At 54.0% G+C, this 14,643-nt stretch carries 15 protein-coding genes and 1 riboswitch; of the genes, 9 read left to right on the top strand and 6 right to left on the bottom strand.

Annotated elements, in window-relative coordinates:
* The first annotated feature begins 25 nt into the window (after positions 1-25).
* Positions 26-1,459 carry a bifunctional D-glycero-beta-D-manno-heptose-7-phosphate kinase/D-glycero-beta-D-manno-heptose 1-phosphate adenylyltransferase HldE gene (gene hldE / locus MUU51_RS08640; protein WP_159771801.1) on the top strand — a complete coding sequence of 478 codons (1,434 nt, stop codon included), beginning with the start codon at positions 26-28 and terminating at the stop codon, positions 1,457-1,459.
* A 57-nt stretch (positions 1,460-1,516) separates the two neighbouring features.
* On the opposite strand, the gene ubiK is transcribed toward hldE, so the two are convergent.
* On the bottom strand, positions 1,517-1,801 hold the full coding sequence (ubiK, locus tag MUU51_RS08635) for a ubiquinone biosynthesis accessory factor UbiK (protein WP_159771799.1): 285 nt from the start codon (positions 1,799-1,801) through the stop codon (positions 1,517-1,519).
* 122 nt (positions 1,802-1,923) lie between these two features.
* Positions 1,924-2,073, top strand: a riboswitch (FMN riboswitch).
* 102 nt (positions 2,074-2,175) lie between these two features.
* On the opposite strand from ubiK, the gene ribB reads away from it, so the two are divergent.
* Positions 2,176-2,829, top strand: coding sequence for a 3,4-dihydroxy-2-butanone-4-phosphate synthase (ribB, locus tag MUU51_RS08630; RefSeq protein WP_159759954.1), 654 nt, complete (start codon positions 2,176-2,178; stop codon positions 2,827-2,829).
* A gap of 74 nt (positions 2,830-2,903) precedes the next feature.
* Here the strand turns inward: ribB and zupT are convergent, their stop codons facing one another.
* The gene (gene zupT / locus MUU51_RS08625; protein WP_159771797.1) at positions 2,904-3,677 is read right to left on the bottom strand and encodes a zinc transporter ZupT; all 774 of its coding nucleotides are present in this window, start codon (positions 3,675-3,677) and stop codon (positions 2,904-2,906) included.
* A 196-nt stretch (positions 3,678-3,873) separates the two neighbouring features.
* Here zupT and ygiD point away from each other — a divergent pair, with 196 nt between their 5' ends.
* Positions 3,874-4,662, top strand: coding sequence for a 4,5-DOPA-extradiol-dioxygenase (gene ygiD, locus MUU51_RS08620; protein ID WP_258967599.1), 789 nt, complete (start codon positions 3,874-3,876; stop codon positions 4,660-4,662).
* Between the two features lie 72 nt (positions 4,663-4,734).
* Here the strand turns inward: ygiD and MUU51_RS08615 are convergent, their stop codons facing one another.
* The 3 genes from MUU51_RS08615 to tolC form a co-directional block, all read right to left on the bottom strand.
* Positions 4,735-5,895 carry a glutathionylspermidine synthase family protein gene (locus MUU51_RS08615; protein ID WP_258967598.1) on the bottom strand — a complete coding sequence of 387 codons (1,161 nt, stop codon included), beginning with the start codon at positions 5,893-5,895 and terminating at the stop codon, positions 4,735-4,737.
* 5 nt (positions 5,896-5,900) lie between these two features.
* Positions 5,901-6,569 carry a DUF1190 family protein gene (locus tag MUU51_RS08610; protein ID WP_159771791.1) on the bottom strand — a complete coding sequence of 223 codons (669 nt, stop codon included), beginning with the start codon at positions 6,567-6,569 and terminating at the stop codon, positions 5,901-5,903.
* Between the two features lie 171 nt (positions 6,570-6,740).
* Complete coding sequence (tolC, locus tag MUU51_RS08605) at positions 6,741-8,219, bottom strand: outer membrane channel protein TolC (protein ID WP_159771789.1); 1,479 nt, start codon at positions 8,217-8,219, stop codon at positions 6,741-6,743.
* A 205-nt stretch (positions 8,220-8,424) separates the two neighbouring features.
* Between tolC and nudF the strand changes: the two genes are divergently transcribed.
* The 5 genes from nudF to parE are packed head-to-tail and all read left to right on the top strand — an operon-like array spanning position 8,425 to position 12,826.
* A complete protein-coding gene (gene nudF / locus MUU51_RS08600) occupies positions 8,425-9,057 on the top strand; it encodes an ADP-ribose diphosphatase (protein WP_258967597.1) in 633 nt (210 codons plus the stop codon).
* On the top strand, positions 9,054-9,476 hold the full coding sequence (locus MUU51_RS08595) for a DUF1249 family protein (RefSeq protein ID WP_097162172.1): 423 nt from the start codon (positions 9,054-9,056) through the stop codon (positions 9,474-9,476). Before nudF ends, MUU51_RS08595 begins: the two co-directional genes overlap by 4 nt.
* 24 nt (positions 9,477-9,500) lie before the next feature.
* A complete protein-coding gene (cpdA, locus tag MUU51_RS08590; protein WP_159771783.1) occupies positions 9,501-10,328 on the top strand; it encodes a 3',5'-cyclic-AMP phosphodiesterase in 828 nt (275 codons plus the stop codon).
* On the top strand, positions 10,328-10,903 hold the full coding sequence (gene yqiA, locus MUU51_RS08585; RefSeq protein WP_159759940.1) for an esterase YqiA: 576 nt from the start codon (positions 10,328-10,330) through the stop codon (positions 10,901-10,903). The genes cpdA and yqiA overlap by 1 nt, the downstream gene beginning before the upstream one ends.
* Positions 10,904-10,930: 27 nt before the next feature.
* On the top strand, positions 10,931-12,826 hold the full coding sequence (parE, locus tag MUU51_RS08580; RefSeq protein ID WP_159771780.1) for a DNA topoisomerase IV subunit B: 1,896 nt from the start codon (positions 10,931-10,933) through the stop codon (positions 12,824-12,826).
* Between the two features lie 107 nt (positions 12,827-12,933).
* On the opposite strand, the gene MUU51_RS08575 is transcribed toward parE, so the two are convergent.
* Positions 12,934-13,578 carry a QnrB family quinolone resistance pentapeptide repeat protein gene (locus MUU51_RS08575; RefSeq protein ID WP_159771777.1) on the bottom strand — a complete coding sequence of 215 codons (645 nt, stop codon included), beginning with the start codon at positions 13,576-13,578 and terminating at the stop codon, positions 12,934-12,936.
* A 379-nt stretch (positions 13,579-13,957) separates the two neighbouring features.
* On the opposite strand from MUU51_RS08575, the gene catA reads away from it, so the two are divergent.
* Positions 13,958-14,635, top strand: a complete 678-nt coding sequence (gene catA / locus MUU51_RS08570; RefSeq protein WP_159771774.1) for a type A chloramphenicol O-acetyltransferase — start codon at positions 13,958-13,960, stop codon at positions 14,633-14,635.
* The last annotated feature ends 8 nt before the right edge of the window (positions 14,636-14,643 follow it).

Raw genomic sequence — 14,643 nt, 5'->3', positions numbered from 1 at the left:
TTAACAAATCTTTCGGGAGTCTGGAATGAAAGTAACGCTGCCAGAGTTTGAGCGTGCAGGAGTGATGGTCGTCGGTGATGTGATGCTGGACCGCTACTGGTATGGCCCAACGAGCCGCATTTCCCCGGAAGCCCCGGTGCCGGTGGTGAAAGTGGATACCATCGAAGAGCGTCCTGGCGGCGCGGCGAACGTGGCGATGAACATCGCGGCGTTGGGGGCCACTTCGCGTCTGGTCGGGCTGACCGGTATTGACGATGCGGCGCGGGCGCTCAGCAAAGCGCTGGCGGACGTAAACGTGAAGTGCGATTTCGTTTCCGTGCCGACCCATCCGACGATCACCAAGCTGCGCGTGCTGTCACGCAACCAGCAGCTGATTCGTCTGGACTTCGAAGAAGGCTTTGCGGGCGTCGATCCACAGCCGATGCACGAACGTATTCAGCAGGCGCTGGGCCACATCGGCGCGCTGGTGCTGTCTGACTACGCTAAAGGCGCACTGGAAAGCGTTCAGGATATGATTCAGCTTGCTCGTAAAGCGGGTGTTCCGGTACTGATCGACCCGAAAGGTAGCGAGTTTGAACGCTATCGTGGCGCAACGCTGCTGACGCCAAACCTCTCTGAGTTTGAAGCCGTCGCCGGAAAGTGTAAAAGCGAAGCGGAAATCGTTGAGCGCGGCATGAAAATCATCGCCGACTTCGAACTGTCGGCGCTGTTGGTCACCCGTTCCGAACAGGGCATGACCCTGTTGCAACCGGGTAAAGCACCGCTGCATATGCCAACGCAGGCGCAAGAAGTGTATGACGTGACCGGTGCCGGTGACACGGTGATTGGCGTGCTGGCGGCAACGCTGGCGGCGGGTAATTCGCTGGAAGAGGCGTGTTTCTTTGCCAACGCGGCAGCCGGCGTTGTGGTGGGCAAACTCGGGACGTCTACCGTTTCGCCTATCGAACTGGAAAATGCGGTGCGTGGTCGTGCGGACACCGGTTTCGGCGTGATGAGCGAAGCCGAGCTGAAGCTGGCAGTAATGGCAGCGCGTAAGCGTGGTGAGAAAGTCGTGATGACCAACGGCGTGTTCGACATTCTGCACGCGGGTCACGTGTCCTATCTCTCCAACGCGCGTAAGCTTGGCGATCGATTGATTGTCGCGGTGAACAGCGATGCATCTACCAAACGTCTGAAAGGCGAAACCCGTCCGGTGAATCCGCTCGATCAGCGCATGATCGTGCTCGGTGCGCTGGGATCTGTCGATTGGGTGGTCTCGTTTGAAGAAGATACGCCGCAGCGCCTGATTGCGGGCGTTCTGCCGGATCTGCTGGTGAAAGGCGGGGACTACAAGCCGGACGAAATCGCGGGTAGTGAAGAAGTCTGGGCGAACGGCGGCGAAGTGATGGTACTGAACTTTGAAGATGGCTGTTCAACCACCAATATCATCAAGCGTATACAGAAAGACAGCAGCAAGTAACGTTGCGACTGCCAGTTGTAGGCCCGGTTAGCGTAAGCGACACCGGGCAATCTCACATTATTCGTCTACCGGCGGAATCGCTGGCGCGGAGGACGCGGCGGTGGTGCGGTTTTCCAGGTCGGAAATACGCTGTTCCAGCAGGGCCAGTTTCTCGCGAGTGCGCAGCAGAACCTGAGTCTGCACGTCGAACTCTTCGCGGCTGACCAGATCCAGACGCGTCAGCTGAGATTGCAGCACCTGACGGATTTTCTTCTCAACGTCACCACCAAAATCACGCAAACCTTGCGGCATGGACTCGTGAACCTGGCGGGCAATCTGTTCAATTTTTTTCGGATCAATCATTATGGTTTCCCTGATCTGGTCGGTTTTGCAGATTATTGTAGTGCCTTATGCCGGGGCTATAAACCAGAAATGTTTGAAGCTTATGCATTGCCGACAATAATCATTAGCGTTATAGTTATCTCGCTTATTCTCAGGGCGGGGCGAAATTCCCCACCGGCGGTAAATCAACTCAGGTTGAAAGCCCGCGAGCGCTTTGGACGTCAGTCTGAAGGACAGCAGATCCGGTGTAATTCCGGGGCCGACGGTTAGAGTCCGGATGGGAGAGAGTAACGATCTACGGGCAAGGCCCGCGCACGTTATCTTTTTGCCGCTTCGTCGGCGCTCCTAAGACTGCCCTGATTCTGGTAACCATAATCTTAATGAGGTCTTTTACCATGAATCAGACGCTACTTTCCTCTTTTGGTACTGCATTTGAACGCGTAGAACACGCGTTGTCCGCACTGCGTGAAGGTCGCGGTGTGATGGTGCTTGATGACGAAAACCGCGAAAACGAAGGCGACATGATCTTTGCCGCCGAAACCATGACCGTTGAGCAGATGGCGCTGACCATCCGTCACGGCAGCGGCATTGTTTGCCTGTGCATTAACGAAGAGCGCCGCAAACAGCTCGATTTGCCGATGATGGTGGAAACCAACACCAGTGCGTTCGGTACCGGTTTTACCGTAACCATCGAAGCGGCGCACGGTGTGACCACCGGCGTTTCTGCTGCTGACCGCGTCACCACCGTTCGTGCGGCGATTGCCGACGGCGCTAAACCTTCCGATCTGCATCGTCCAGGCCACGTGTTTCCACTTCGTGCGCAGGCGGGTGGTGTATTGACTCGCGGCGGTCACACTGAAGCGACTATCGATCTGGTGACGCTGGCGGGCTTCAAACCTGCGGGCGTGCTGTGTGAGCTGACCAACGACGATGGCACCATGGCGCGCGCGCCGGAGTGCATCAAGTTTGCTGCGGAACACAACATGCCGGTCGTGACCATTGAAGATCTGGTGGAATACCGCCAAAAGCATGAGCGTAAGGCCAGCTAAGATCCACTGAATAGCGAATCTGAAAAGACAACGCCGGGAGTGTCCCGGCGTTTTGCTATCTGGCTTTCAGAGTATCAGGCGAAATCCATCGACTGAAGCAGTACCAGACTGAGCCCCATCACCGACATGCCGCACAGCACGCCGTAGCTTGGGTTGTTGTGTGGGTCGATTTCTTTCGCCAGCGGCATCAGTTCATCTACCGACAGCGCCACCATAATACCGGCCACCGCAGCCATGATAGCAGCCATCACCACTGGCGAGACCAGTGAACCCAGAATCAGCCACGCCAGTACGCCGCCAAGAATTTCAGCCATCCCGGACACGCCCGCCCAGAATACCGCCTTACGTTTCGATCCTGTCGCGGCATAAATGGGGCCAGCCACCGCCAGGCCTTCAGGAATATTGTGCAATGCGACTGCCAGTGCGATGCCAAATCCGAGCTCCAGATTACTGCTGGCGGTAACGTAGGTCGCCACGCCTTCCGGGAAGTTGTGCAGGCTGATGCCGAGCGTCAGCAGAATCGCGGTGCGGCGCAAATTGCGCGGCATCACGGCCTTATCGCCCTGCATTAAATCTTGTGCGTGCGCATGGGGCAGCATTCGGTCGAGGGCAAAATATCCCAGCAGACCCACCACGAACATGCCGTAGCCGAGCACCGGCGACATGCCTTGGGTACCGAGAGCGGCAGGCAGCATTTCCATCAATGAGATAAGCAGCATGATGCCCGCAGCGAAGCCAAGGGAAAACGCGAGTACGCGGTTGGAGGGCTTCTGGCCGATAACACCCAGGACAGCCCCAATGAAGGTGGCCCCACCAGCGAGTAAGGTCAGGATCAAAGGTACTGACATGAAAACTCCTTTATGATAATGATTATCATTTATAGTAAAGATCCATTGCCCCGAAAGCGAGAGGGGAGATGGCGCTTTTACGTGTCCTTACATTCAAATTTCCTGATGATCTTCATCACTGTTATCTGAGTTCATCCCTGCCCGAAAACGCGTAATGTAGAACCATCAAATCGACTATTCCTGTAAGGATATCATCATGTCTTCTTCCCGTATGCCAGCACTGTTTTTGGGGCACGGTAGTCCGATGAACGTGCTGGAGGATAACGTGTACACCCGTGCCTGGCAGCATCTCGGCGAAACGCTGCCGCGCCCGAAAGCGATTGTGGCCATTTCCGCGCACTGGTTTACTCGCGGGACAGGTGTCACGGCGATGGAAGCCCCAAAAACCATTCATGACTTCGGTGGTTTTCCGCAGGCACTGTACGACACACATTACCCGGCTCCAGGTTCGCCGGAACTGGCGCAGCGACTCGTTGAGCTGCTGACCTCGGTGCCGGTAGCGCTGGATAAAGAAGCCTGGGGCTTTGACCACGGTTCATGGGGCGTTTTAATTAAAATGTATCCGGATGCCGATATCCCAATGGTTCAGCTCAGTATCGACAGCACTAAACCACCGGCCTGGCATATGGAAATGGGCCGCAAACTGGCCTCACTGCGTGAAGAGGGCATCATGCTGGTGGCGAGCGGCAACGTGGTTCACAACCTGCGCACCGCACGCTGGCATGGCGAAAATACGCCGTATCCGTGGGCGACATCGTTCAATGAATTTGTGAAAGACAATCTCACCTGGCAAGGTCCGACGGAATCGCACCCGTTGGTGAATTATCTCGACCATGAAGGAGGATCGCTGTCCAACCCGACTGCGGATCATTATCTGCCGCTGTTGTACGTGCTGGGCACGTGGGACAGAAAAGAGCCGATGACGTTGCCGACTGATGGGATCGAGATGGGCAGTTTGAGTATGCTGTCGGTGCAGATTGGTTAATGCCTGGTGGCGCTACGCTGAGCAGGCCTACAAAGACAAGTAGGCCCGGCAAGCGTGCGCCGCCGGCACATATCACCCCACAAAAATATGCGGATAGAAGCGGGACAGATCCTGAGTGATCAACGCCCGGTCTTCACGAATGCCGATCCCGGCAGGTTGATCGTTGATGAGCCAGCTGCCGATCAGCGTATAGCTGTCGCCAAACTTCGGTAGTTCACAGAACTGCTGGACGATCATACCTTCTTCGCCATACGGCCCTTCTACGGCTTCAACCACATTGCCGTTTTCGACAATCGACACGTTGGCACCTTCGCGCGAGAAAATCGGCTTGATCACGTATTTATCCATCGGTGGATAGCTGTCTTCGGCAAAATACGCGGGCAGCAGATTTGGGTGATCCGGGAACATTTCCCACAGCATCGGCAGCAGCGCTTTATTAGAGATAATGCTTTTCCAGGCCGGTTCAAGCCAGCGAACGCCAGCGTCCTCCAGCTTGGTGGAGAAAATCTCGCGCAGCATGTATTCCCACGGGTAGAGCTTGAACAGGTTACCAATAACCTGATCCTGGGTGTCGGTAAACTGACCTTTTTCGCCAAGCCCGATATCTTCGATATACAGAAATTCGCTCGCCACGCCGCCTTCATTGGCGCAGTCCTGCAAATACTGCACGGTGCCACGGTCTTCGGTGGTATCGCGACAGCAGGCAAAATGCAGCAGGCCGAAACCGTGCTGTTCGCGCAGCTCAGCGAAACGCTCAATCAGCTTTTCCTGCAGGCTGTTGAACTGATCGCTGCCTGCGGGCAGGTTGCCCGCATTCTGCTGATCTTCGAGCCAGATCCACTGGAAGAAAGCCGCTTCGTACAGTGATGTTGGCGTATCAGCGTTGTTTTCCAGCAGCTTAGGCTCGCCTTTGCCATCCCATGCCAGATCGAGGCGAGAATAAAGCGAAGGTTGCTGTGTTTGCCACGCCTGACGCACAAAGCTCCAGGTGTGTTTCGGAATGCGGAATTTGGTCAACAGCTCATCGCTGGCTACCACACGCTCCACCACTTTCAGGCACATCTGGTGTAGCTCGGCGGTCACGTCTTCCAGCTTTTCAACCTGCTCGAGAGTGAGTTTGTAATACGCATCTTCACACCAGTACGGCTCGCCATACATGGTGTGAAAATTGAAGCCATATTCGGTGGCTTTTTCGCGCCAGTCCGGGCGCTCGACAATGCTGACTCTTTCCATGGCGATTAGCCGCCCATTGAACGAGAAGATGTGCCGGAAGCGCTGCGCTGCATGGTGGACTGTTTAGCTACGGACTCACCAAAGCCGCCACGTGTCACGGTGTTGGTGGTGGCCGGTTTTGGCGCCATCGCTGTTTTAGGCACGTTCATGGTACGGCCCGACTGCGCTGCACCGTAACCTTTGCCGCTGGCATCAGTGTATTGGCCGTAGGCCGGACTTTTTGGATTCTTCGAGCTGAACAGTGGTTGCTGCTGGAAGCCTGAACCGCTCATCATGCGACCCATCATGTAGCCCGCCATTAGCGGCATCCAGAAGCTGCCGCTGCTTTGAGCCTGCGCCTGCTGTCCTTCAGGAGCCATACCTGCCTGGGCAGGAGCTTGCTGGCACTGGCCTTCACCGAATTCGGCGATACAGTCTTCACGGCTGGCGTATTTCGGTGCGGTGCGTTCGGCTTCTTTCAGCGCGTTGTTGTATGACGCGGTACATTCAGCGCTTTTGCCTGGGTTAGCGCTCGAGCAGTCATCGGCGTTCTGATACATCGACACCGTTTCGTCAGTTTTTTCACAGCCAGCGAGCATAAATACGGCGGTGATCGCCAACGCAACTGGCGTCAGATGGCGTGCGCCCCAGTTCTTGCGGAACGAAGCGTGATTAATTGTTTTTGTCCGTTTCATTATCTTTCATCCTGGACCCAGTGGTAGTGCTCAGGATAGTGGATGAGTGGTTGAAATTGAAGCGATGAGAGGCAGGAGGAGGGGATCTTTACGTTGCCTTACGTTTATTTTTGCGAGGGAGAGCGGAAAGTGATTTAACCCCGGCGAACGGCGTCGCCGGGGTTGCCCGAATCAGTTTTTGAACGGGTTAGAACTGTTGCTGCTGGACGTGGATGTGCGTTGTGCGGCAGGCTGTGTAGCCGGCGCCGCGCTCGCGCCATTGTAACCATCAGCGTTAGCGTCCTGCTGGGCATTCTCTGGGGCAACCGCTTCCGGGGAAGTGGAAACCGCTTTACCGAGGGTGCCATTCAGGGCCAACAGATCGTTCTCGTTAAGCGTACCCAGAGCTGACTTGACGTTCAGCTGGTTAATCAGGTAGCTATAACGCGCGCTGGAGAGCTGCTGCTTCGCGTTGTACAGCGTCGTGGTCGCGTCCAACACATCAACGATGGTACGGGTACCGACCTGGTAGCCTGCTTCCATTGCGTCTAAAGAACTCTGCGCAGAAACAACAGCCTGTTTGTAGGCGTTGATACTGCTGATGGACGCATTGATGTTGTTGAAGGACGAACGCACGGTCTGAACCACGTTACGGTGTGCGCTTTCGAGCTGCTCACTGGCACCGACGAAGTTGTACTGCGCCTGTTTCACCTGCGAGGTTACCGAGCCACCGCTGTACAGCGGCAGATTGAAGTTCAGGCCAATCTGATTCTGACCGATGTTACGGTCGGTATACTGGCTACTGGTGGCGTTGTTGCCATCGTAGCTGGTGTCAGACACGCCGGTAGATGCGGTCAGGCCAACGGTTGGCATGTGGCCGGTTTGCGCATAGCGAATCTGCTCACGGGCCAGGTCCTGGCTCAGACGAGCCTGCAATAACGCGAGGTTACGGCCTTCTGCTTCTTTCAGCAGCGCATTCACCGGTTGCGGCTTGTCCATTTTTAAGTTGCTGACATTCAGAGAAGACAGCTCCGGATAGTAGTTACCGGTGACCTGACGCAGCTGTTCAACGGCGTTGTCGAGGTTATTACGGGCGGTCACTTCATTCGCCAGCACGGTGTCGTACTGTGAACGGGCGTTCTGCACGTCAGTGATAGCTACCAGGCCCACGTTAAAACGCTGGGTCGTCTGGTCTAATTGACGGTAAACCGCTTGTTTGTTTGCTTCGGTGAAGGAGAGCGAGTCGATCGCACTCAACACATTGAAGTAGGCCGTCGCGGTATTCAGGATAAGCGTCTGCTGGTCAGTCTGATAGGTGACGTCCTGGATACCGGCGCTTTTTTCTTGCAGCGTCAGCGCACGCCATTTTGACATGTCAAAAATGGTCTGCGTTAACGTCAATGCTGCGCTGGTTTCGTTGGAGTTAATACCGTTGTTATCGCGAAAGCCATTGGTGTAGGTATAATCTGCACCTAAACCGAGCTGCGGCAGTAAGGGGCTGCGTGCTTCGTTAATTTTTTCGAATGCAGCATCACGATCGGCCGCGGACTTACGCAGGTCTGGGTTGCTCAAACGTGCCTGCTGATAAACCTGCAACAGGTTTTCCGCATGGCTCACTGCGCTGAAGCCCGTCAGGCTCAAGCCGATAAGGATGGGGAGCAATTTCTTCATTTGCATTCCTTGTTGTGAAGCATTTAGCGCTGATCTAATTCAAAAAGATTTGTCGATTGTACCAGAGTCCGCACGCGTAAAAAGTTGGCGTATCGTGCCATCTGGCGTTAATTTGCACCAATCTACCACAGCATAAGTAAAACAGTAGCCATAGAGACCTGAAATCCCCGATTTCGTCACCACTTTACAGCCCAGGATATTGACGATGACCAGAAAAAATCAATCTGTCGTAACTTACGCCAAAAACGATGTTGAAATTATTGCACGGGAAACGCTTTACAGCGGTTTTTTTTCGTTAGACATGTACCGTTTTCGTCATCGTTTGTTTAACGGCGAAATGAGCGGTGAAGTGCGACGCGAAATTTTTGAGCGCGGTCACGCCGCAGTCTTGCTACCCTTTGACCCAGTGCGTGATGAAGTGGTGCTGGTGGAACAGATTCGCATCGCCGCATTTGATACCAGCGAAAGCCCGTGGCTGATGGAAATGGTTGCCGGGATGATTGAAGAGGGCGAAAGTCCAGAAGAGGTGGCCCGTCGCGAAGCGGTGGAAGAAGCCGGTCTGGACGTCAAACGCGTCAAACCTATGCTGAGCTACCTGGCGAGCCCCGGTGGCACCAGCGAGCGCTTATCCATTCTGGTGGGTGAAGTGGACGCCTCGACCGCGCATGGTATTCACGGTCTGGCAGATGAACACGAAGATATTCGGGTGCATGTGGTAAGCAGGGAACAGGCATACCAGTGGGTTGAAGAGGGAAAAATCGATAACGCAGCCTCTGTCATCGCCCTGCAATGGCTGCAATTGCATTATCAGGCATTACGAAACGAGTGGACAAAATGAAGCGCTATACACCTGACTTCCCAGAAATGATGCGTCTGTGCGAAACCAACTTCGCACAGCTACGCCGCCTGCTGCCTCAAACGGACGCACCCGGCGAAACGGTGAGCTATCAGGTGGCTAATGCGCAATACCGGTTAACGATCAGCGAATCGACCCGCTACACTACTCTGGTGGAAATAGAACAGACGGTGCCTGCGGTCAGTTACTGGAGCCTGCCGTCAATGACGGTGCGCCTTTACCATGATGCGATGGTGGCTGAAGTGTGTTCGAGTCAGCAGATTTTTCGCTTCAAAGCACGGTATGATTACCCGAATAAAAAGTTGCATCAACGCGACGAAAAGCATCAAATTAACCAGTTTTTGGCCGATTGGCTGAGGTACTGTTTAGCACATGGAGCGATGGCGATTCCGGTTTGTTAGCGTCGTGAAACCAAAGGACACCATTTGGAAAGCCTGTTAAATCTCTCACTGGCTGGTGAGGCCAGGGTCAGAGTCTTACAAATTACTGATACTCACCTGTTTGCTGAAAAGCATGAAACGTTGTTAGGGGTGAACACCTGGGACAGTTACCAGGCCGTTCTGGCGGCCATCCGCGCCTCGCAGCGTGAATGCGATCTCGTGGTCGCCACCGGAGATTTAGCACAGGATCACTCGTCTGCGGCTTATCAGCACTTTGCTGAAGGCATCGCGGGCTTCGACGTGCCCTGCGTCTGGTTACCCGGTAATCACGATTTTCAGCCAGCCATGTACAGCGCGTTGCAGGACGCCGGAATTTCCCCGGTAAAACGTGTTTTCGCAGGCGACCACTGGCAAGTCTTGATGCTCGACAGCCAGGTTTTCGGCGTCCCACACGGCGAATTAAGCGAATTTCAGCTCGAATGGCTGGAACAGCGTCTGACCGAAACCCCTGAGCGTTTCACGCTATTGCTGCTGCATCATCATCCGCTTCCGGCCGGGTGCAGCTGGCTCGATCAGCACAGCCTGCGTAATGCTGGCGCGCTCGATCGTGTATTAATGCGTTTCCCTCGGGTGAAAAATTTACTCTGCGGCCATATCCACCAGGAAATGGACGTTGACTGGAACGGGCGTCGCATGATGGCCACGCCGTCCACCTGTGTACAGTTCAAACCGCACTGCGCGAACTTTACGCTGGATACCATAGCCCCTGGCTGGCGCTGGCTGGAATTGCATGCTGATGGCACGCTTACCACCGAAGTTTGCCGCCTGGATGGCGCGGAGTTCCGCCCGGACACCGCTTCAGAAGGATACTGATGTCTACGCTTCTTTATCTCCACGGGTTTAACAGCTCACCGCGTTCGGCGAAGGCTACGGCAATGAAGTCGTGGCTTGCCGAAAACCATCCGGATATTGAGATGGTCACCCCGCAGCTGCCGGCATTTCCGGCAGAAGCCGCGGAACTGTTGGAGAAACTTGTCCTGCAACACGGCGGTGAACCGCTGGGCATTGTGGGTTCGTCACTGGGCGGCTATTACGGCACCTGGCTGTCGCAATGTTTCATGCTGCCTGCCGTAGTCGTCAATCCGGCAGTACGTCCGTTTGAGCTACTCTCCGGCTATCTCGGTCACAATGAGAATCCCTACACCGGGGAACAATATGTGCTAGAGTCACGCCATATTTACGATCTGAAAGTGATGCAAATTGACCCGCTCGAAGCCCCGGATTTGCTCTGGTTGCTACAGCAGACGGGTGATGAAGTGCTCGATTATCGCCAGGCAGTTGATTACTACGCCTCCTGCCGTCAAACAGTCGAGGAGGGCGGGAATCATGCCTTTATCGGCTTTGAAGATCATTTCACACAGATTATCGATTTTCTGGGGCTGCGTTAGTCGGCCCTAACTACTCGTGAAAAAACCATGACGCAATCTTCTTACAACGCTGATGCCATTGAGGTACTCACCGGGCTTGAGCCGGTTCGCCGCCGCCCAGGGATGTACACCGATACCACTCGTCCTAACCATTTGGGTCAGGAAGTTATTGATAACAGTGTGGATGAGGCACTGGCGGGCCATGCCAAGCGCGTGGAAGTTATTTTACATGCCGATCAGTCGCTGGAAGTTATCGATGACGGTCGTGGTATGCCGGTCGATATTCACCCGGAAGAGGGTGTTCCGGCGATAGAACTTATTTTCTGTCGTCTGCATGCCGGCGGGAAATTTTCCAATAAAAATTACCAGTTCTCTGGCGGCCTGCACGGCGTAGGGATTTCGGTGGTTAACGCCCTGTCAAAACGCGTGGAAGTGAACGTTCGTCGTGACGGACAGATTTACACCATGGCCTTTGAAAACGGCGAGAAAGTGGAAGATCTGCACGTCACCGGCACGGTCGGTAAACGTAACACCGGCACCAGCGTCCATTTCTGGCCGGATGAAAGCTTCTTCGACAGCCCGCGCTTCTCCGTATCCCGTCTGTCGCATCTGCTGAAAGCGAAAGCGGTTCTGTGCCCCGGCGTAGAAATCGTCTTCAAAGACAAAGTGAACAACAGCGAGCAAACGTGGTGTTATGCCGACGGTCTGAATGACTATCTGTGCGAAGCCGTCAACGGCCTGCCGCTGCTGCCAGAAAAACCGTTTGTCGGCAGCTTTGCCGGTGACACCGAAGCGGTGGACTGGGCGCTGCTGTGGCTGCCGGAAGGCGGTGAGCTGCTGACTGAAAGCTACGTTAACCTGATCCCAACCATGCAGGGCGGTACACACGTCAACGGTCTGCGTCAGGGGCTGCTCGATGCCATGCGCGAGTTCTGTGAATACCGCAACATTCTGCCGCGCGGCGTGAAGCTCTCGGCGGAAGATATCTGGGATCGCTGTGCTTACGTGCTGTCAGTGAAAATGCAGGATCCACAGTTCGCCGGACAGACCAAAGAGCGTCTCTCTTCTCGTCAGTGCGCGGCATTCGTGTCAGGCGTGGTGAAAGATGCCTTCAGTCTGTGGCTGAACCAGAACGTCCAGGCGGCAGAAATGCTCGCCGAAATGGCCGTTTCCAGCGCACAGCGCCGTCTGCGTGCCGCTAAAAAAGTGGTGCGTAAGAAACTGACCAGCGGCCCTGCGCTGCCGGGCAAACTGGCCGACTGTACCGCGCAGGATCTCAACCGCACCGAACTGTTCCTCGTAGAAGGGGACTCGGCGGGCGGTTCTGCCAAACAGGCGCGCGACCGTGAATATCAGGCGATCATGCCGCTGAAGGGTAAGATCCTCAACACCTGGGAAGTGTCGTCCGATGAAGTGCTGGCCTCGCAGGAAGTGCACGACATTTCCGTGGCTATCGGCATCGATCCGGACAGCGACGATCTTAGCCAGCTGCGTTACGGCAAGATCTGTATCCTTGCGGATGCGGACTCCGATGGTCTGCATATTGCCACGCTGCTGTGTGCGCTGTTCGTGAAACACTTCCGCCACGTGGTGAAAGCCGGACACGTCTACGTCGCTATGCCGCCGCTGTATCGTATCGACCTCGGCAAAGAGGTGTACTACGCGCTCGACGAGCAGGAAAAAGAAGGCGTTCTGGACCAGCTGAAACGCAAAAAAGGCAAACCGAACGTCCAGCGCTTTAAAGGTCTGGGTGAAATGAACCCACTCCAGCTGCGTGAAACGACGCTCGATCCGAACACGCGCCGCCTGGTGCAGCTGTATATCGACGATGAATCAGATCAAAAGACTGACGCGATGATGGACATGCTGCTCGCCAAAAAACGTTCCGAAGACCGTCGTAACTGGTTGCAGGAAAAAGGCGACATGGCGGATCTGGAAGCCTGAGCCTGATTGGCAGCATAAAAAAAACCGGCGAATGCGCCGGTTTTTTTTGCCTGTTGTCGGCCCGTTAAGCCTTTGCGCCGCCGGGCTTTTGGCTGAAAATAGTTTGGCTAGCCGATAATCGCGACCCCAAGCCGTTCCATTATCAATGACACCTGATAGCTATCCAGTTTGACGCCCTGTAAATCAACGCGCCGCACGTCTAAATCACCCAGTTCTGAGTTGGTCAGATCGCAATGTGTCACGTTAGCAGCACGCCAATCAAACGAGGAAAACTCTCCGCCGGAGAGATCTGACCCACTGAACGTCGCGCCAAGAACCTGAGTGCCTATCCAACGGTTTTCCCACAGTTCACACTTCTCCAGCACGGCTTTCGAAAAGTTGGCGTAGCTAAGGTTGGTGTTAGTGATATAGGCGCTACAAAACCAGGTGCGTGTGGTGATCATATTCATAAAACTGGTGCCGCGAAAATCTGCGCCCTGAGCGCGGCAGCTACGAATTTCGATACCCAGCGCGCTGGCGTTTCTGAAATCCGCCATCGATATATCACAGTTTTTGAAAATCGCATCTTTCAAAATAGCGCGGCTGAAATTACATCCTTTTTGACTTTCGCGCTCATAAAACTGACAGCCGATAAACTCAGTGCCGGTAAGGTCTGCCCCGGAGAAATCACAGTTATGAAACGTGCTGTTTTCAACTTTCAGCCCAGTGAAGCGGTGTCTTTCAATTTTTTCGGCGGTCAACGCGAGCGTCATAGGAATAAACCTGTTTTTTTGTACAGTAAATGACGCCATGGTAAACGAATTTAACGTCGCGGGCCACCCTTCCCCTGCACGGTTTGTGTCGTGAATTGCCCGGCGGCACTGCATTTGCGCGGGCCTACGAGAATGTGATGTTGTAGTCCCGGTAAGCGTAGCGCCACCGGGCTATTGGTTTTCTATTGCCTGTGGTGACGGTGAGGGCTACATTGATGGTTGAGAGCGGGATGAAAGTGTTTTTTATTTGTAGTGGCATTTTTTGTGCTTGAAGATCGTCTGTTATGAGCAAGGGCGGACGTTAAACATGAAAATACTTTGCCAGATAGTCATCCATAAAAGCGTAGGCTAACATCTGATATGTAATTAAAGGCTAAAAATGGAAAAAACAACCCTGGAATATACACCTGTTGACTTGTCTCGTTGGGCAAGGAAGGAGCATTTTGAAGTATTCCAGTCATTTGCTCAAAGTACATTTAACCAAACTGTCCTGGTCGATATTACCGCGCTGCTAAAACATATAAGAGAAGTTGGCTGGAAATTTTACCCTACTATTATTTTCCTGCTTTCAAAAGTCGTAAACAGTCATGCGGAGTTCCGTATGGCCATGAAGAATAATGAGCTTGTTATATGGAATGAAGTTCATCCAAGCTATACCATTTTCCATAATGAAACGGAGACCTTTTCATCATTATGGAGCCACTACGATGGCAATATTCATCACTTTCAGGGCGTTTATTCAGAAGACGTTGCACGCTATGGTAATAATCTTTCTTATTGGCCTAAGGAGGAGTCTCGGGAAAATGTATTTTTCGTCTCGGCTATTCCTTGGGTAAGCTTTACCAGTTTTAATATCAACGTTGCTAACATGCAGAACTTTTTTGCCCCCATGTTCACGTTGGGGAAATACTACGAACAAGATGGAAAAGTATTATTGCCTCTCGCCGTTCAGGTACATCATTCCGTGTGCGATGGTTTCCATGTGGCAAGGCTGTTCAATGAGTTACAAGAGCTCAGTCATGACATACGGCACCTTTCAGAGAAACACAATACTTGATGTGCCTG

Origin of the sequence: Scandinavium manionii, assembly GCF_024764775.1 — a bacterium.
Classification (GTDB): Bacteria; Pseudomonadota; Gammaproteobacteria; order Enterobacterales; family Enterobacteriaceae; genus Scandinavium; species Scandinavium manionii.
This window is presented reverse-complemented; position numbering and strand designations above follow the sequence as displayed.

Excerpts from the sequence above, each read along its gene's own strand:
- ubiK (WP_159771799.1), bottom strand. The coding sequence starts at position 1,801 with ATGATTGATCCGAAAAAAATTGAACAGATTGCCCGCCAGGTTCACGAG.
- ygiD (WP_258967599.1), top strand. The coding sequence starts at position 3,874 with ATGTCTTCTTCCCGTATGCCAGCACTGTTTTTGGGGCACGGTAGTCCG.
- MUU51_RS08575 (WP_159771777.1), bottom strand. The coding sequence starts at position 13,578 with ATGACGCTCGCGTTGACCGCCGAAAAAATTGAAAGACACCGCTTCACT.
- ribB (WP_159759954.1), top strand. The coding sequence starts at position 2,176 with ATGAATCAGACGCTACTTTCCTCTTTTGGTACTGCATTTGAACGCGTA.
- MUU51_RS08615 (WP_258967598.1), bottom strand. The coding sequence starts at position 5,895 with ATGGAAAGAGTCAGCATTGTCGAGCGCCCGGACTGGCGCGAAAAAGCC.
- nudF (WP_258967597.1), top strand. The coding sequence starts at position 8,425 with ATGACCAGAAAAAATCAATCTGTCGTAACTTACGCCAAAAACGATGTT.
- parE (WP_159771780.1), top strand. The coding sequence starts at position 10,931 with ATGACGCAATCTTCTTACAACGCTGATGCCATTGAGGTACTCACCGGG.
- tolC (WP_159771789.1), bottom strand. The coding sequence starts at position 8,219 with ATGAAGAAATTGCTCCCCATCCTTATCGGCTTGAGCCTGACGGGCTTC.
- yqiA (WP_159759940.1), top strand. The coding sequence starts at position 10,328 with ATGTCTACGCTTCTTTATCTCCACGGGTTTAACAGCTCACCGCGTTCG.
- MUU51_RS08610 (WP_159771791.1), bottom strand. The coding sequence starts at position 6,569 with ATGAAACGGACAAAAACAATTAATCACGCTTCGTTCCGCAAGAACTGG.
- zupT (WP_159771797.1), bottom strand. The coding sequence starts at position 3,677 with ATGTCAGTACCTTTGATCCTGACCTTACTCGCTGGTGGGGCCACCTTC.
- hldE (WP_159771801.1), top strand. The coding sequence starts at position 26 with ATGAAAGTAACGCTGCCAGAGTTTGAGCGTGCAGGAGTGATGGTCGTC.
- catA (WP_159771774.1), top strand. The coding sequence starts at position 13,958 with ATGGAAAAAACAACCCTGGAATATACACCTGTTGACTTGTCTCGTTGG.
- MUU51_RS08595 (WP_097162172.1), top strand. The coding sequence starts at position 9,054 with ATGAAGCGCTATACACCTGACTTCCCAGAAATGATGCGTCTGTGCGAA.